The sequence below is a fragment of the Roseicyclus marinus genome (assembly GCF_036322625.1).
Taxonomy (GTDB): Bacteria; Pseudomonadota; Alphaproteobacteria; order Rhodobacterales; family Rhodobacteraceae; genus Roseicyclus; species Roseicyclus marinus_A.
Genome location: NZ_AP027266.1, coordinates 65,001 through 79,947, shown reverse-complemented (window position 1 = coordinate 79,947; position 14,947 = coordinate 65,001). Strand labels below are relative to the sequence as shown.

Annotated in this window: 9 protein-coding genes, 1 tRNA gene, 2 rRNA genes and 2 pseudogenes (1 of these 14 running past the window's edge); 9 read left to right on the top strand and 5 right to left on the bottom strand. The window is 58.3% G+C overall.

Annotated elements, in window-relative coordinates; genetic code table 11:
* Nucleotides 1–81 precede the first annotated feature (81 nt).
* Entirely contained in the window at nucleotides 82–447 is a 366-nt protein-coding gene (locus AABA51_RS00405; RefSeq protein ID WP_338273375.1) for an HGGxSTG domain-containing protein, read from the bottom strand.
* A gap of 158 nt (nucleotides 448–605) precedes the next feature.
* Nucleotides 606–2,435, bottom strand: a complete 1,830-nt coding sequence (locus AABA51_RS00400; protein WP_338273374.1) for a sigma-54-dependent Fis family transcriptional regulator — start codon at nucleotides 2,433–2,435, stop codon at nucleotides 606–608.
* Between the two features lie 138 nt (nucleotides 2,436–2,573).
* On the opposite strand from AABA51_RS00400, the gene AABA51_RS00395 reads away from it, so the two are divergent.
* The 9 genes and pseudogenes from AABA51_RS00395 to AABA51_RS00355 form a co-directional block, all read left to right on the top strand.
* Nucleotides 2,574–3,716: an NAD(P)-dependent alcohol dehydrogenase gene (locus tag AABA51_RS00395; protein ID WP_338273373.1), complete on the top strand. Its 1,143-nt coding sequence runs from the start codon at nucleotides 2,574–2,576 to the stop codon at nucleotides 3,714–3,716.
* Between the two features lie 102 nt (nucleotides 3,717–3,818).
* Nucleotides 3,819–5,363, top strand: a complete 1,545-nt coding sequence (locus tag AABA51_RS00390) for an ABC transporter substrate-binding protein (protein ID WP_338273372.1) — start codon at nucleotides 3,819–3,821, stop codon at nucleotides 5,361–5,363.
* Nucleotides 5,364–5,432: 69 nt separating this feature from the next.
* Nucleotides 5,433–6,299, top strand: a complete 867-nt coding sequence (locus AABA51_RS00385) for a carbohydrate ABC transporter permease (protein WP_338273371.1) — start codon at nucleotides 5,433–5,435, stop codon at nucleotides 6,297–6,299.
* A gap of 1 nt (nucleotide 6,300) precedes the next feature.
* Nucleotides 6,301–7,149, top strand: a complete 849-nt coding sequence (locus AABA51_RS00380) for a carbohydrate ABC transporter permease (RefSeq protein WP_338273370.1) — start codon at nucleotides 6,301–6,303, stop codon at nucleotides 7,147–7,149.
* Nucleotides 7,150–7,155: 6 nt separating this feature from the next.
* The gene (locus tag AABA51_RS00375) at nucleotides 7,156–8,208 is read left to right on the top strand and encodes an ABC transporter ATP-binding protein (RefSeq protein WP_338273369.1); all 1,053 of its coding nucleotides are present in this window, start codon (nucleotides 7,156–7,158) and stop codon (nucleotides 8,206–8,208) included.
* The gene (locus AABA51_RS00370; RefSeq protein ID WP_338273368.1) at nucleotides 8,208–9,290 is read left to right on the top strand and encodes an ABC transporter ATP-binding protein; all 1,083 of its coding nucleotides are present in this window, start codon (nucleotides 8,208–8,210) and stop codon (nucleotides 9,288–9,290) included. The genes AABA51_RS00375 and AABA51_RS00370 overlap by 1 nt, the downstream gene beginning before the upstream one ends.
* Nucleotides 9,291–9,521: 231 nt before the next feature.
* Nucleotides 9,522–10,363 (top strand): annotated as a pseudogene (locus AABA51_RS00365) (IS3 family transposase); the annotation flags it as partial.
* 284 nt (nucleotides 10,364–10,647) lie between these two features.
* Complete coding sequence (locus tag AABA51_RS00360) at nucleotides 10,648–11,724, top strand: IS110 family transposase (RefSeq protein WP_338273367.1); 1,077 nt, start codon at nucleotides 10,648–10,650, stop codon at nucleotides 11,722–11,724.
* A gap of 16 nt (nucleotides 11,725–11,740) precedes the next feature.
* Nucleotides 11,741–12,037, top strand: a pseudogene (locus tag AABA51_RS00355) (transposase); the annotation flags it as partial.
* Nucleotides 12,038–12,198: 161 nt separating this feature from the next.
* Here AABA51_RS00355 and AABA51_RS00350 read toward each other — a convergent pair.
* The 3 genes from AABA51_RS00350 to AABA51_RS00340 form a co-directional block, all read right to left on the bottom strand.
* Nucleotides 12,199–12,275: transfer RNA gene (locus AABA51_RS00350), tRNA-Met, on the bottom strand.
* Nucleotides 12,276–12,352: 77 nt separating this feature from the next.
* A 5S ribosomal RNA gene (gene rrf, locus AABA51_RS00345) occupies nucleotides 12,353–12,467 on the bottom strand.
* A gap of 81 nt (nucleotides 12,468–12,548) precedes the next feature.
* A 23S ribosomal RNA gene (locus AABA51_RS00340) occupies nucleotides 12,549–14,947 on the bottom strand (it continues 430 nt past the right edge of the window).

The following is a 14,947-nucleotide window of genomic DNA, read 5'->3' as shown; positions in this document are numbered from 1 at the left end:
ACGAAATTTCGCTAAACTTTGAGGGATCAAGAAGGCCTCTCGTTCCAAACCTCTAGAAGTTTTTGGGAAAAAACCATCACCTCACTCACTCTGCCTGAACGCCCGCCTCCAATCTTTGCTGAGCCGCCCCTCTGCAATCGCCCCTCGCTCGATCTCGCGAAGCTCCGCTCGGATCTCACGTCCAACCTGCGCCCGGCGCTTGGCCGCGGCGCGAGCGTCTTTCGTCATCCGCCCGTGCACGGTCTTGGCTGCCGCGATGCGAGCCCTACCCTCCTCGGTCCGAGGTCCGGTGCTCTTGCCGCCGTGACGCGTGCACCGCCCCGTGCGTTTCACCGCTGGGCGTTTGCAGGACGTACCGGCCTTAGTTCGGGCACCACAGCGCTCGCCCGGCCAGTCCGGTCCGAAGCGCGTTTCCGCGCCGATCTTGTTGCCTTTCAAAAACCGCATCCGGGTCCCCGATGTGAGTGTTATATTATCACATAAATCGGCGGTGGGATTAAGTACCGAGTTGCGGGAACCATGGCCCGTGCACCGAGGGCCGGGCTACGTTAGCCTTGGACCAAGGGCCTGACTCCTGGGACACTCCTTTGTACTGGATCCAGCGGTCAAGGCCACGGCAAACCTGTCGCAGCAAGATGCTTATAAACAGTGTTTCTTGAGACACCGAGCCTACGTGCGGTTAGCGCGATGTTGGAGTTGTTCTGTCGGTAAACTTTGCGAATTTCCCGACACTTGACTTCCTTCAGTGGGTTGCCGCGGCATGTTCCGCAGGGTTCGAGATCGGCGGACCCAAAATTCAGGTGCTTATAGACATGCTCCCGGCGGATCACGCCGGCCGGACAATGCACTGCGAGTCGGCGCAGTTCGGCATCGAGATCCGAAAGGTTCTTGACACGATGATGCCGGATCATCGCCTCGCAGGCGGACTTCGACAGCGTGTGTTCCTCCGAAATCGCTTTCATCATCGCCGTTGCTAAATGATCGAAATCGGTTCTTGCAGATAGTTCCGGCAGAGAGATCGGGATTGTGGCGATTTCTAACATTTCGTGATGCGTGTTCAAATAGTCATCCTCGTCAGTAGTCGTTTCAGTTAGAATGACGTTCCACAACCCGCGCTCATTGAGAGATGTGAGCCGGTGCAGGAGATCTCGCAAGCTCGCAATCTCCAGAGCATTGCGGCTCAGAGTGTCCTCGACGAGGACCGTCCCGCCTTTTGCGATCCAATCCGACGCTTGATCGGGCTGAGATGCGAGCTCGACCTCGAGGTCGCCGCTTTCGGCGAGGGCGCCACTTAAAACTATGAACGAGCCTTGCGGCGAACAAGTTGCGTGCAGATGGCGGGCCAGCGTTGTCTTTCCGCTACCCGCCGGACCTACGATTTGCACGGGCATGCCGTGGCGCATTGCACGCTGCCCGACCAGCAGGGCTTTGCGCACCTGTTCGTCCACATAGATCGGCTCTTCGGCGCTTGTCGGCACCCGCACCACTCCACCCGTGGCTGCGGCGAGGTTCATAACAACGCTGTGATTGCTGCGGCGCGGCCGTGTAAGCCTGACGCGCATGAAGTATGTTGCGTTCAGCCAGTCGCGTACTCGCAGATACTCGCCCCGTAGAAGCGCAGTCAGCGTGGGCGAGAAGCGGTTCTGGAACAGTCTCTCGAAAGAGGTCACGCCGACGAGATCGAGCCCCGTGAGAAACTCAGCTGCCCTGCGGTTTGCGCCAGTTATCTGGCCGTCTTGGTCCACCGACAGCATCGCCACGCTCTGCGTTGTGAGGTACTCTGAACGGGGGTGAAATTGAAGGATGTAGTCTTCGCGATGCGCTTCGACGAACACGCGGTTCTCGATATTGTTGGCGGCAAGAAGCACCAGCGCCTTGGTGTGTATCTGCCTGGCCGCGATTTCGGAGGACGCATCGAGAAGGCCGAGAATCTCGCCGCGTGATCCGAAGATTGGCGCGCTCACGCAGGACACTTCGGCATGGCTGTGGAAGAAGTGCTCTGCCCCTGTTACCGTCGCGGCACGACCGGTATGGAGGGCGAGCCCGAGGGCATTAGTTCCGCGCAAATCTTCGGTCCAGATCGACCCAACCCTGACGGCCTTAGCGCAGGGGGACTCGGCGAACTCGTTGTCCATGATTGCGTCGAGGATGACGCCCTCGGCGTTGGCAAAAGCCGCCATGAAGTTGGTGCCTGCGATCTGGCTGCTGAGAAGCTCCAATTCGGGGCGGACGTGGCGCATCAGGTGGGCTCGCTCCTTTCGCTCGCGTCTCAAGTCTTGGTAGGCGATCACCGCGTTGCGCGGCTCACCGCGCGGGTCGAGGCCGTGGGCCACTGAGCGCTCCCAGCTGTCACTGATGTCGCGTTCGACCTGACCGGTCTGCGGACGGGATCCATTCTCCAGCGCCTCCCGGGCTGCGGCCAATGATGCATCCATGATTATTTCCCTCCCCGGCGAGCGTGCAGGATTCCTCCAATACCTGACGCATGGCCGTTCGTAGCATGACCGCTGTCAGCTCAGAACAGTAATGTTGCCAACTGTTCAGTCTCTGAACACAGAATCCGGAGCGGATTCTTGAAACTGAACACCTGCCGCTGCCACAGACCCGAGTGTTTCTTCCTAAAAGCGATGCCAACGAAACAAGCCTTTCCGCAGGAGGACCTCATGAAGGCGCAAGTGCTCTATCGATACGATGACGCCCTGACCGCCCCCACTTGGGTGGAACACGCCGATGTACCAGATCCGAAGATCACTAAAGGATCGGACGTGATCGTTCGCATCGGCGGTGCGGGTGTCTGCCGAACTGACCTTCACGTCATCGAAGGCGTCTGGCGGCCGCATATGGACCCAACGGGAACCGAGCTGTTGCCGTTGATACTCGGGCACGAGAATGCCGGCTGGATTGAGGATGTCGGCCCGGAGGTCGAAAACCTCAAAAAGGGCGATCCCGTAATCGTCCACCCCAAGATCTCAAATGGCACCTGCCTCGCTTGCCGGCGCGGCGAGGATATGCACGGCGACGGCACTTTCCCGGGGCTCGACAGCGATGGCGGTTACGCTGAGGCTTTGGTGACGTCCGCGCGTAACATCGTCGCCCTGCCGAAATCGCTGAACCCCAAGGACGTGGCGCCCTATTCTGATGCGGGACTGACGGCCTACCGCGCCGCTAAGAAGGCGACGCGGCACCTGCTACCGGGCCAGTATTGCGTCGTGATTGGGGCAGGCGGCCTTGGCCATATTGCGATCCAAGTGCTGGCAGCGATGTGCGCCGCCGAGATCATCGTAGTCGACCGCTCAGACGTGTCGCTGAAGCTCGCTGAGCAATGCGGCGCCCACCATCTCGTCAAGGCGGATGGGGACGAGCTCCAGAAAGTTATGGAACTGACTGCGGGTAAGGGTGCCGAAGCCGTTCTTGATTTCGTTGGCGAACATGGCACGACGGGCAAGGGCCTTGCAATGACGCGCAACGCGGGAAGCTATTATGTGATCGGCTACGGCGAGAATGTGAACGTGCCGACTGTGGATCTAGTGATCACTGAGAAGAACATCATTGGAAATCTCGTGGGCACTTGGGCCGAACTGACCGAGTTGATGGAGCTTGCCCATCGCGGACTGGTTCAACTTGAAACGCGCGAATTCAAGCTCTCAGAGGCTAACAGCGCGCTGCGTGCCCTGCACGAGGGCAAGATCAAGGGCCGTGCTGTCCTGATTCCCTGACATTCGAACCGGATCGGTGGCGGCGTGGCCGCCTCCAATCCAACCGGAGCGCGCCCGTAAATACAGGGCGCCACAAAAAAACCCTACTTTGGAGGAACTAACATGAACCGCTATCTGAATCACTCAGTCTCAGCTCTGGCTGTTGCCGCCGTCGCAACCATCCAGCTTGGTACCGCGCCGGCTTCTGCGCAGGACTATACCCGCTTTGGCATCGTCGAAGACGTTCCCGGCGCCTGCAGCTACGCCTCGATCGACGCTCTCGATTATTCGGGACGGACCCTGAACGTAATCACCCACGCGATACCGGTGATCGGTGAACCCACCGCGCTTCATGCCGAACAATTCTCTGAACTAACCGGAGCCACGGTTAACGTGGTTCACGTGCCCTTTGGCGATCTGTTCCAGCGCATCATGATCCCCTTTCAGAGCAACCAGAACGCCTATGACGTGATGTTCTATGCCTCGCTTTGGATTGGCGATTTCAACCGTTTCCTCGCCCCGGTGCCGGAGAGTTTTCAACAGACCAGCGGCATGCAGGACGTGACAGACAGCTTCGCCGGCGTCGCGACTTGGAACGGGCAGATGATCCAGTATCCGATGGATGGTGACCGTCACTACCTGAAGTACCGACTCGACGTGTTCCAGAGCCCAGAGATGCAGGCGCGATATCTCGCCGATACCGGCAACGAACTGCGAGTTCCCGAGACCTGGGAGGAATACAACCAGATCGCAGCCTATTTTAGCGGCTTCGACTGGGACGGTGACGGCGAACTAAACTACGGATCGGCTGAGGTTGCGCGTCGCGACGACCTGATGTTTTCGGCTTTCATTAGCCGTGCCGCACCATACGCTAGACATCCTGATGTCGGCGGCGGCTTCTTTTTCGACCTCGAGACGATGGAACCGCTAATCAATACGCCGGGCTTCGTACGCGGGCTGGAACTGTTCGTCGAAGCCCAGAACAGCTTTCCACCTGGCGGCACCAATTTCGGCCTCGGGGACGAGATCTTCTCGTTCGGCGGAGGTCAGACCCTGATGAGTTACTCTTGGGACGACGCCTTCATTCAGGCCCAGCAGGAAAACAGCCGCATACGCAACCAAGTAGCCGCTGCGCCACTTCCCGGTGCTTACGAAGTCTGGAACCGCGACACCGGCCAATGGGATACCTTCGAGGAGCCGAACCGTGCGCCCTATATGACTTGGGGCTGGTCCTCGGCCGTCTCGGCGGCTTCTAACGAGCAGGAGATGGCGTTTAACTTCCTCTGCTTCTTCTCTAACGAGGCGAACGCAGCGCATGACCTGCAAATCGGTCGCTTCGGCGTAAACCCATACCGGAACGCTCATTTCGATGTCGACTTCTGGCAGGGCCTCGGCTGGGATCATGACGTTGCCCAAACCTATGTGGAGACGCTGTCGGGCATGGAGCAGAGTGGCAACCGCGTCTACGATTTGCGGGTGCCGGGCGTCGGTCAGTTCATGTCTTCACTCGCCAACGGAGTCGCCGCCGCGCTGGCCGGCCAGATGGAGCCGCAGGCCGCACTCGATCAGGTGGCCGCCGAATGGGCCGATATCGTCGACCGCATCGGCGAGGACCGTCTGCGCGAGGCCTACGCCAACGTGGTCCGTCTCGAAGACTTCACGGATTGATCGGTAGAGCGCGCACGGCGGCAAGTTTTCGCCGTGCGCGCCCCCAAAACCACTTAAGGATCCGGAAAAATGTTAAAGGCCAAGCATTTCTTTCTCTTACCCGCACTGCTTTCGCTCATCGCGATCATCCTGTTCCCGCTTTTGTTCACGATCCGGGTCAGCTTCTCGAGCTGGGACGTCTATCAGGCAGGGCTCGACTGGATCGGCGGACGCAATTTTGGCCGGGTATTGGAAGATGTACGGTTCTGGGAAAGCCTCGGGCGCCTGACACTTCTGTCACTCTTGACAGTGACTCTACAATACGTTCTTGGCTTCGCCTTGGCTCTCATGGTCTGGAACAACATCCGCGGCCGCCGCTTCTTCCGGGTTCTGTTTCTAGTGCCGATGATGACCACGCCGGTTGTCATGTCGGTGATCTGGCGCACGATCTTTCACGAAAGCCTAGGCCCCGCGAACGACATCCTGACGGCCCTCGGCCTGTCAGCGGTGCCCTGGTTGTCAGACGCTACCTTCGCCTTTGTCGCGGTTGTCATCGTCGAGGTGTGGCAGTGGACACCCTTCATGTTCCTGCTGCTGCTCGCCGGTCTTGTCTCGCTTCCGAAGGAGCCCTACCTCGCCGCCGCGATCGACGGGGCCAGCCCAGTACGTACATTCTGGCAAGTGACCTTTCCGCTGATGGCGCCGATCTCTATCGGGGCCATCATCATCCGGATCATCGAAGCCTCCAAAATCATGGACACCGTCTACGTGATGACCTCAGGTGGGCCGGGCACCGCGACCGAAACCCCGTCCTACTACATCTACATAAGGGGGCTTCGCGACTTTCAGGTAGGTTACTCGGCCGCGCTGTCGCTGACCTACCTCGTCATCATGATCGTCACCCTGACCTTCGTCGCAAAGCTCCTGACGCGGTTCCTCGTCGGAAAGGACAGCTGAAATGCCCCACCGCATCTATCACATCATACGATACGTCTGCCTGATGGGCTGGACCATCTTCGTAGTGTTCCCGTTCCTCTGGGCGCTGAGCACGTCGTTTAAAGACGCCAACGCCGTCACCGGCGGCGCTCGCTACCTGCCCTGGGTGGAGTTCGAACCGTCGACGCAAGGTTGGAGCGCGCTTTTCGCGTCAGGCAGCCAAGGCATCAACATCGTCCAGCCCTTCTTCAACAGTGCGCTGGTGACGCTGCTCTCCAGCATCCTGAGCCTCGTTCTTGGCACACTCGCCGCCTATGGCCTATCGCGGTTCCGCTACGACGCTGGGTTCATCAAGAACTCCGATATCACATTCTTCTTCATCTCGCAGCGCATCATGCCGCCGATCGTACTGGCGATCCCTTTCTTCTTGATGCTGCAGGTTGTCGGCGGGCTCGACTCTATCTGGGGTCTGACGTTGATCTACGTAGCGCTTCTGCTACCGATTGCGGTCTGGGTGATGACGGATTTCTTTGCCGGCATCCCCCGCGAGCTAGATGAGATGGCCATGATCGACGGCTGTTCACCGATCGAGGCGTTCTTCCGGGTGATCCTGCCGAACTCTATTCCCGGTCTCGTGGTGGCTGGCATGTTCTGCCTGATCTTCGGCTGGAATGATTTCTTCTTCGCCTTCACGCTCACTTTCACCGAAACCCAGCTACTCCCCGTGGCCATCGTGTCGCTTAACTCTTCCGTGACACCGTGGTGGTCGCTGTCAGCCTTCGCGCTGATCTCTGTCACACCGCTCGCCCTAGTAGCCATTGTGGTCGAACGCTTCATGTCCCGCGGCTCGCTGGCCGGTGCAATTAGGTAGGTTACCATGCTAGAAATCACAGACCTTTCCGCAACCGAAGGGCGCATCGCCCTCGACGGCTTAAATGCCAAGTTCATGCCAGGCCGGATCTACACGATACTCGGGCGCACCGGCGCCGGTAAGACCGAGCTACTGCGCACTCTTATGGGGCTCGATAAGGTCGATTCCGGCCGGATCGAGCTTGACGGAGCCAACCTTGTGTCCCGCCCGGTGAGGTTGCGGCAAATGGCCATGGTCTACCAGCAATTCATCAACTATCCGCATCTAAACGTACTTCGGAATGTTGCTTTCCCCCTGCGCCGACAGGGCATGGCGGCCACCGAGGCGGAAAGACACGCAAGTGAGGCGCTGGAGCTTGTCGGGCTCAGTGAGTTCTCAGACAGGATGCCCTATGAGTTGTCCGGCGGCCAGCAGCAGCGGGTTGCGCTGGCGCGGGCCATCGTCAAGAATGCGCGCATTCTCATGCTGGACGAGCCACTCGCCAACCTCGACTACAAGTTGCGCGAGCAGCTTCGTGAGGAGTTTCCCCGGCTGCTGCACGACAACGCATCCGGCATCATCCTATACACCACAACCGAGCCAGCAGAGGCGATGCAGCTTGGCGACGAGCTTCTTGTGATGGCAGGTGGCCATATCGTTGCGCAAGGCAACCCAGTTGACCTGTTTGAAAACCCGCCCACGATCGAGGTAGCCCGGGTCATCAGCGAGCCCCCAATCTCGATCTTTGAGGGCAAGGTCGTAGATGGTCGGTTGCTTCTGACGGACGGAACCGAGATCCCGTCAGTGGGACTGCGCTTACCGGTCGAAGGACCCGTGAGGATCGGAATTCGCCCAGATGCGCTGACCCGTGGCGGAGCCATTACGGCGACAATCTCCCTTACCGAGTTTTCCGGATCGGAGACAATCTTGCATCTGCACGTTCCATTCGGACAGGCGGTCATGCTGGTCGACGGGATCGAGCACCTCGAAGTCGGCTCTGAGTTGACGGTCCAGCTTGACCCCACCCATGTTCTTCTCTTCGACGCCGATGGGCGCAATGTGACCGAAAGGGCCTACTAATGTCCGAGATCCGCCTGCAGCAACTGGGCCATTCCTACCGTCCGAATCCTACTAAGGAGGAAGATTTCGCGCTGAAGCCTGTCGATCTGACATGGGCCGACGGAAAGACCTATGCCCTGCTAGGCCCCTCTGGTTGTGGCAAGACTACAATGCTGAACATCATCTCGGGGCTGCTGAAACCATCGCACGGGCGTCTGTGGTTCGATGGTCAAGATGTCACCGGAAAATCGACCTCTGAGCGCAACATCGCACAGGTCTTCCAGTTCCCGGTGATCTACGCGACCAAGACCGTGGGGCAGAACCTCGCCTTTCCACTGGAATGCCGAAATTGGGATACGGCCGCGGTAAATCGCCGGGTGGCCGAGATCGCCGACCTTCTCGAATTGCGGGACATGCTCAGCATGCCGGCCTTGAAACTGAGCGCCGACCAAAAGCAGCTCATTTCCCTCGGCCGCGGCCTCGTGCGCCCGGATGTAAGCGCGATCCTGCTCGATGAGCCACTGACCGTGATCGACCCGCAGTTGAAATTCGCGCTGCGGCGCAAGCTGCGCGAGATCAACCGCGCGACCGGCGTCACGATGATCCTCGTGACCCACGACCAAGCCGAGGCAATGTCCTTCGCGGACGAAATCGTGGTGATGCGGGATGGCCGCGTCCAACAATTCGGAGAACCCGCGATCCTATTCGAGCGGCCCGCAAACGAGTTCGTTGGTTACTTTATTGGCTCCCCGCCGATGAACATGCTCGCTCTCGCAGTGCGTGATGGTGGCCTCGTCTGTCCGGCGCTAGAGTGTCCTGTTCCGGGAATCTTGCGACAGAGTTCAGGCACTCTACGGCTCGGGCTTCGGGCCGAAAGAATCCAACTGATCGATCCGCGACCGGACACGCCGCGCGCTACAGTTGTAGAGGCTGAGATCTTGGGTGTAGAAGCTGTGATTACGCTGCGGACCGAAACCGAGGAACCCCTGCGCGTCAAGACTAGACACTACAGGTCCATTCGGGAGGGTGATGTCGTCGGGCTCGCCGTCGATCCGGTTGACATGCTTGTCTACAGCGATGGGGACTTACTTGGTGCGAACTGACAACTGAAATCGTAAGCAGGGGAGTGGTTCTAAAGTGCTTTGAATATCCGACCCCGAACCTCGGCTACGGCCGAACGAATTTACGTCAAACAAAAATTGGCTGCCCAACAACTAGGGCGGGCGTCAGCGCGCAGGGCCGCCCTAATAGAGGTGGCTGCGCAAATTTGAACAGCTGGGATAAGTGGATTTTCCGCGCAACAGCAGCATGATGCTGCAAGCGAGGAGAAGACTATGACAAGACGACCGCGCCGGAATCACAGCCCGGCATTCAAGGCAAAAGTGGCCGTGGCCGCGATCAAGGGCGAGAAGACGCTGATCGAGCTGGCACAAGATTTCGACGTTCATCCGAACCAGATCAAGCAGTGGCGCGATCAGCTGCTTGAGGGCGCGACTAGTGTTTTTGGGGACGCCGCGAAGGCTGAACCAGAACCGGTGATCGACGTGAAGACCCTGCATGCGAAGATCGGAGAGCTGACGCTGGAGAACGATTTTTTGTCCGGCGCGCTCGGGAAGGCGGGTCTGTTGCCGAGCGCAAAAAAATGATCGATCCCACAGCCAAGCTGAGCGTCAGCCGTCAGGCGATAATACTGGGGATCAGCCGGGGCAGTGTCTACTACACGCCTCGCCCGGTGTCGGACGCCGATCTGAAACTGATGCACCGGATCGACAAGCTGCACATGGAGTTTCCCTTCGCGGGCAGCCGTATGCTACGGGGCCTGCTGGCGCAGGAAGGCTTCAAGGTCGGGCGGCTGCACGTTGCCACTCTGATGAAGCGCATGGGTATCGAGGCGCTCTATCGCAAGCCGAACACCTCTAAACCGGCGCCAGGGCACAAGATTTACCCCTATCTTCTGCGAAAACTGCCGATCATCCGGCCCAATCAGGTCTGGGCGATGGACATCACCTATATCCCGATGGCGCGCGGGTTCATCTACCTGGCCGCAGTGCTGGACTGGTTCACGCGGCGTGTCCTAGCCTGGCGGGTGTCAATCACGCTGGAGGCGGATTTTTGCATAGAAGCCGTGGAGGAGGCGCTGGCGAAGCACGGCACGCCCGAGATGTTCAACACGGATAGTCATACGATTGGTGCCAGTTCTCGGGTGGTTTGACTCAAACACCGATCGACCATTCGCTGGGTTGGTGCCGCATGGCTTTCCGGTGTGATCTGACTCTCACTCCGATCGACCCGACGTGTCTTTCCCTGGACCTGTCGATCATCCGGGAACGCCCTGCGGCGAGCTTGTCTCAAAGGTGCGCCGTGACCCAAGAAGGGCCTGACCATCCGGTCTCATGACTGTCCTGTCCCAGCATTCTTCTGAGCGATGCTCGTTCACGTGCCGTAGGAAAGGATCATCGCATGGCCGATCACACCAAAGCATCTCGCGTCGTCGGGGGCGTCGATACCCACAAGGATTTGCACGTGGCGGCCGTTGTCGATCAACGGGATCGCGTCCTTGGTGTCGAGAGCTTTCCCACGACACGACATGGGTATCGCCTGATGCTCGCCTGGATGCGGTCTTTCGGCGATCTGCAGCGCGTCGGCATCGAATGCTCGGGCAGCTATGGCGCAGGATTGTTGCGTTACATGCAGGCATCTGGTGTCGAAGTTCTGGAGGTCACTGCCCCTGACAAGCATGATCGACGCCGACGCGGCAAGAACGACCACTTCGATGCGGAAAGCGCTGCCCATGCCGCCTTTGCCAAACGGCACACCGTGACACCAAGGAGCCGGGATGGAATGGTCGAAAGCCTCCGTGTTCTAAGGGTTTGTCGCAAGACAGCCGTTCAGGCGCGCCGCATTGCATTGCAGATGATCCAAACGACGATCGTCTGCGCCCCTGACAGATTGCGCGACCCCTTGCGGCAGATGACCCGCATGCAGCTGATCCGCACATTGGCAGCTTGGCGGCCTGATCTCACTGCATATCGGGAGGTCGAGGAAGCCTATCGCATCTCGCTCAAATCACTGGCGCGGCGTTATCTCGAGTTGCATGATGAGATCGCCGATCTGGATGACATGATCGAAGCCATCGTCAAGGAACTGGCCCCTGAACTGCTCGAACAGACGGCGATCGGCCTTAACAGCGCGGCGCAACTATTGCTGACGGCTGGCGACAATCCCGAGCGCTTGAAATCTGAAGCGAGCTTTGCCGCCCTTTGCGGCGTTAGTCCGGTACCCGCATCTTCCGGCAAAACGATCCGGCACAGGTTGAACCGAGGCGGTGATCGCGCGGCCAATAGCGCCATCCACATTATCGCGATTGGTCGGTTGCGTCTGGACCCACGCACCCAGGCCTACGTAGCCAAACGCATCGCTGCCGGAAACTCGAAGCTGGAAGCCATTCGCAGTCTCAAGCGCTATATCGCCCGAGAAGTCTTCGGCATCATCATGCGGCGTCAGAAGCAGATCAATCAGTCCCAAATCGCCGCTTGACTCTTAGAAGGGCGTCCAGGGCAGCCAGTTCACGTCCACCGACTTCATCAAGGTGCTGGCCGCACGCGAGATCAAAATCAGCATGGATGGCAAGGGCGCCTGGCGGGATAACGTCTTCGTCGAGCGTTTGTGGCGGAGCATCAAATACGAGGAAGTCTACCTGCGGGCCTATGCCAGCGTGTCCGAGGCCCGGGCCGGGATTGGCCGGTATCTGACCTTCTACAACAGCCGACGCCCACATTCATCGCTTGACGGCAGAACCCCCGATCAGGCCTACTTCAACCAGCCAATGCCCGAAGCGGTGGCGGCATAACCGAGGCGGAAATCCACTTAGAAAACGCCAGACACCTGTTCAAACAAGCCGAACCACCTCTGTGCGACTCGCCAAACGTTGACATGGCGTTGACATGAAACGCGCTGATAATCCCCCAGTGTTTTACTCGGAAACTAAGCGTTTGATATTGTTTGTGATTTTGGTTGCGGGGGTAGGATTTGAACCTACGACCTTCAGGTTATGAGCCTGACGAGCTACCGGGCTGCTCCACCCCGCGCCAATGCCTCGGGCGTGCCAATTAAGGTAGTCCGAAGCGGAAGATCATCGTAGAGAGATACGCGTGTTTCTTTCTAGGTTTGGCGGTGACCTACTCTCCCACGCCTTAAGACGCAGTACCATCGGCGCAGTGGCACTTAACGGCCGGGTTCGGAATGGAGCCGGGTGTTTTGCTCACGCTATGACCACCAAACCGAGGAAGAAACACGCATCCAAGTCAGCACACTCATGTGCGCTTTCGGATCCGATCGGCCATTCCTGGCTTTCACTGGATCAAATCAAGCCTATCGGGCAATTAGTACCGGTCAACTGAACGCATTACTGCGCTTACATCTCCGGCCTATCGACGAGATGGTCTATCTCGGCCCTCAGGGATACCTTGTTTTGAGGGGGGCTTCCCGCTTAGATGCCTTCAGCGGTTATCCTTTCCGTTCATAGCTACCCAGCACTGCCGTTGGCACGACAACTGGTCCACCAGTGGAACGTTCACCCCGGTCCTCTCGTACTAGGGGCAACTCCTCTCAAGTATCCTACACCCACGGCAGATAGGGACCGAACTGTCTCACGACGTTCTAAACCCAGCTCACGTACCTCTTTAAATGGCGAACAGCCATACCCTTGGGACCTGCTCCAGCCCCAGGATGAGATGAGCCGACATCGAGGTGCCAAACGATGCCGTCGATATGGACTCTTGGGCATCATCAGCCTGTTATCCCCGGCGTACCTTTTATCCGTTGAGCGATGGCCCTCCCACTTGGGACCACCGGATCACTATGGCCGTCTTTCGACTCTGCTCGACTTGTCAGTCTCGCAGTCAGGCTGGCTTCTGCCATTGCACTCAACGAGCGATTTCCGACCGCTCTGAGCCAACCTTCGCGCGCCTCCGTTACTCTTTAGGAGGCGACCGCCCCAGTCAAACTACCCACCACGCATGGTCCCGGATCCGGATAACGGACCGCGGTTAGACATCAAGCAAAGCAAGGGTGGTATCTCAAGGGAGGCTCCACAGAGACTGGCGTCCCTGCTTCAAAGCCTACCACCTATCCTGCACATGCTTGGCCTGATGCCAGTGCGAAGTTGTAGTAAAGGTGCACGGGGTCTTTCCGTCTAACCGCGGGAAGCCTGCATCTTGACAGGCAATTCGATTTCGCTGAGTCGATGTTGGAGACAGCGGGGAAGTCGTTACGCCATTCGTGCAGGTCGGAACTTACCCGACAAGGAATTTCGCTACCTTAGGACCGTTATAGTTACGGCCGCCGTTTACCGGGGCTTCAATTCGGAGCTCTCACCCCTCCTTTTAACCTTCCGGCACCGGGCAGGCGTCAGACCCTATACGTCGTCTTGCGACTTCGCAGAGCCCTGTGTTTTTAATAAACAGTCGCCACCCCCTGGTTTGTGCCCCCCGCCAACAGTTGCCTGCCAACGGGGCCTCCTTCTCGCGAACTTACGGAGGTATTTTGCCGAGTTCCTTCAACATCGTTCTCTCAAGCGCCTTGGTATTCTCTACCAGTCCACCTGTGTCGGTTTAGGGTACGATCTTATAGTGGGGCTATTTCCAGGAACCGCTCAGCAGCCCGACCAATCCGATAAGGCCGAACTACACCTGCGATCCGTCACCACCACATGGCCCAGGAATATTAACCTGGTTCCCATCGACTACGCCTTTCGGCCTCGCCTTAGGGGTCGGCTTACCCTGCTCAGATTAGCTTTAAGCAGGAACCCTTGGACTTTCGGCGACAGGGTCTCTCACCCTGTTTGTCGCTACTCACGTCATCATTCTCGCTAGTGATCTCTCCACCGGATGGCTCACGCCCCGGCTTCACAGAAAACTCCTTGTGTCCAAGCCGCCCGAAGGCGGTAAAGACACATGGAGTTATGTCACACTACGCTCCGCTACCATGCACTATGTGCATCCTCAGCTTCGGCTCATGGCTTGAGCCCCGTTACATCTTCGCCGCAGGACAACTTATTTAGACCAGTGAGCTGTTACGCTATCTTTAAAGGATGGCTGCTTCTAAGCCAACCTCCTGGTTGTTTTGGTCGTCCCACCTGCTTTCCCACTTAGCCATGAATTAGGGGCCTTAGCTGGAGGTCAGGGTTGTTTCCCTCTCCACGACGGGCGTTAGCACCCGCCGTGTGTCTGCCGTATAGTACTCCCGGGTATTCGGAGTTTGGTTAGGATCAGTAAGCCTGTGGGGCCCCATTACCCATCCAGTGCTCTACCCCCCGGGGTATTCGTACGACGCTCTACCTAAATAGATTTCGCGGAGAACCAGCTATCTCCGAGTTTGATTGGCCTTTCACCCCTAGGCACAATTCATCCCGACCTTTTTCAACAGGTGTGGGTTCGGACCTCCAGTAAGTGTTACCTTACCTTCATCCTGATCATGCCTAGATCACTCGGTTTCGGGTCTGATCCCACGAACTCAACGCCCTATTAAGACTCGCTTTCGCTGCGCCTACACCTATCGGCTTAAGCTTGCTCGTAAGACCAAGTCGATGACCCATTATACAAAAGGTACGCCGTCACCTCTCAAGGAGGCTCCGACTGCTTGTAGGCGTTCGGTTTCAGGTACTGTTTCACTCCCCTCGTCGGGGTGCTTTTCACCTTTCCCTCACGGTACTGGTTCGCTATCGGTCAGTAAGGAGTACTTAGCCTTCGGAGGTGGTCCT

Excerpts from the sequence above, each read along its gene's own strand:
- AABA51_RS00385 (WP_338273371.1), top strand. The coding sequence starts at position 5,433 with ATGTTAAAGGCCAAGCATTTCTTTCTCTTACCCGCACTGCTTTCGCTC.
- AABA51_RS00375 (WP_338273369.1), top strand. The coding sequence starts at position 7,156 with ATGCTAGAAATCACAGACCTTTCCGCAACCGAAGGGCGCATCGCCCTC.
- AABA51_RS00405 (WP_338273375.1), bottom strand. The coding sequence starts at position 447 with ATGCGGTTTTTGAAAGGCAACAAGATCGGCGCGGAAACGCGCTTCGGA.
- AABA51_RS00370 (WP_338273368.1), top strand. The coding sequence starts at position 8,208 with ATGTCCGAGATCCGCCTGCAGCAACTGGGCCATTCCTACCGTCCGAAT.
- AABA51_RS00380 (WP_338273370.1), top strand. The coding sequence starts at position 6,301 with ATGCCCCACCGCATCTATCACATCATACGATACGTCTGCCTGATGGGC.
- AABA51_RS00390 (WP_338273372.1), top strand. The coding sequence starts at position 3,819 with ATGAACCGCTATCTGAATCACTCAGTCTCAGCTCTGGCTGTTGCCGCC.
- AABA51_RS00400 (WP_338273374.1), bottom strand. The coding sequence starts at position 2,435 with ATGGATGCATCATTGGCCGCAGCCCGGGAGGCGCTGGAGAATGGATCC.
- AABA51_RS00360 (WP_338273367.1), top strand. The coding sequence starts at position 10,648 with ATGGCCGATCACACCAAAGCATCTCGCGTCGTCGGGGGCGTCGATACC.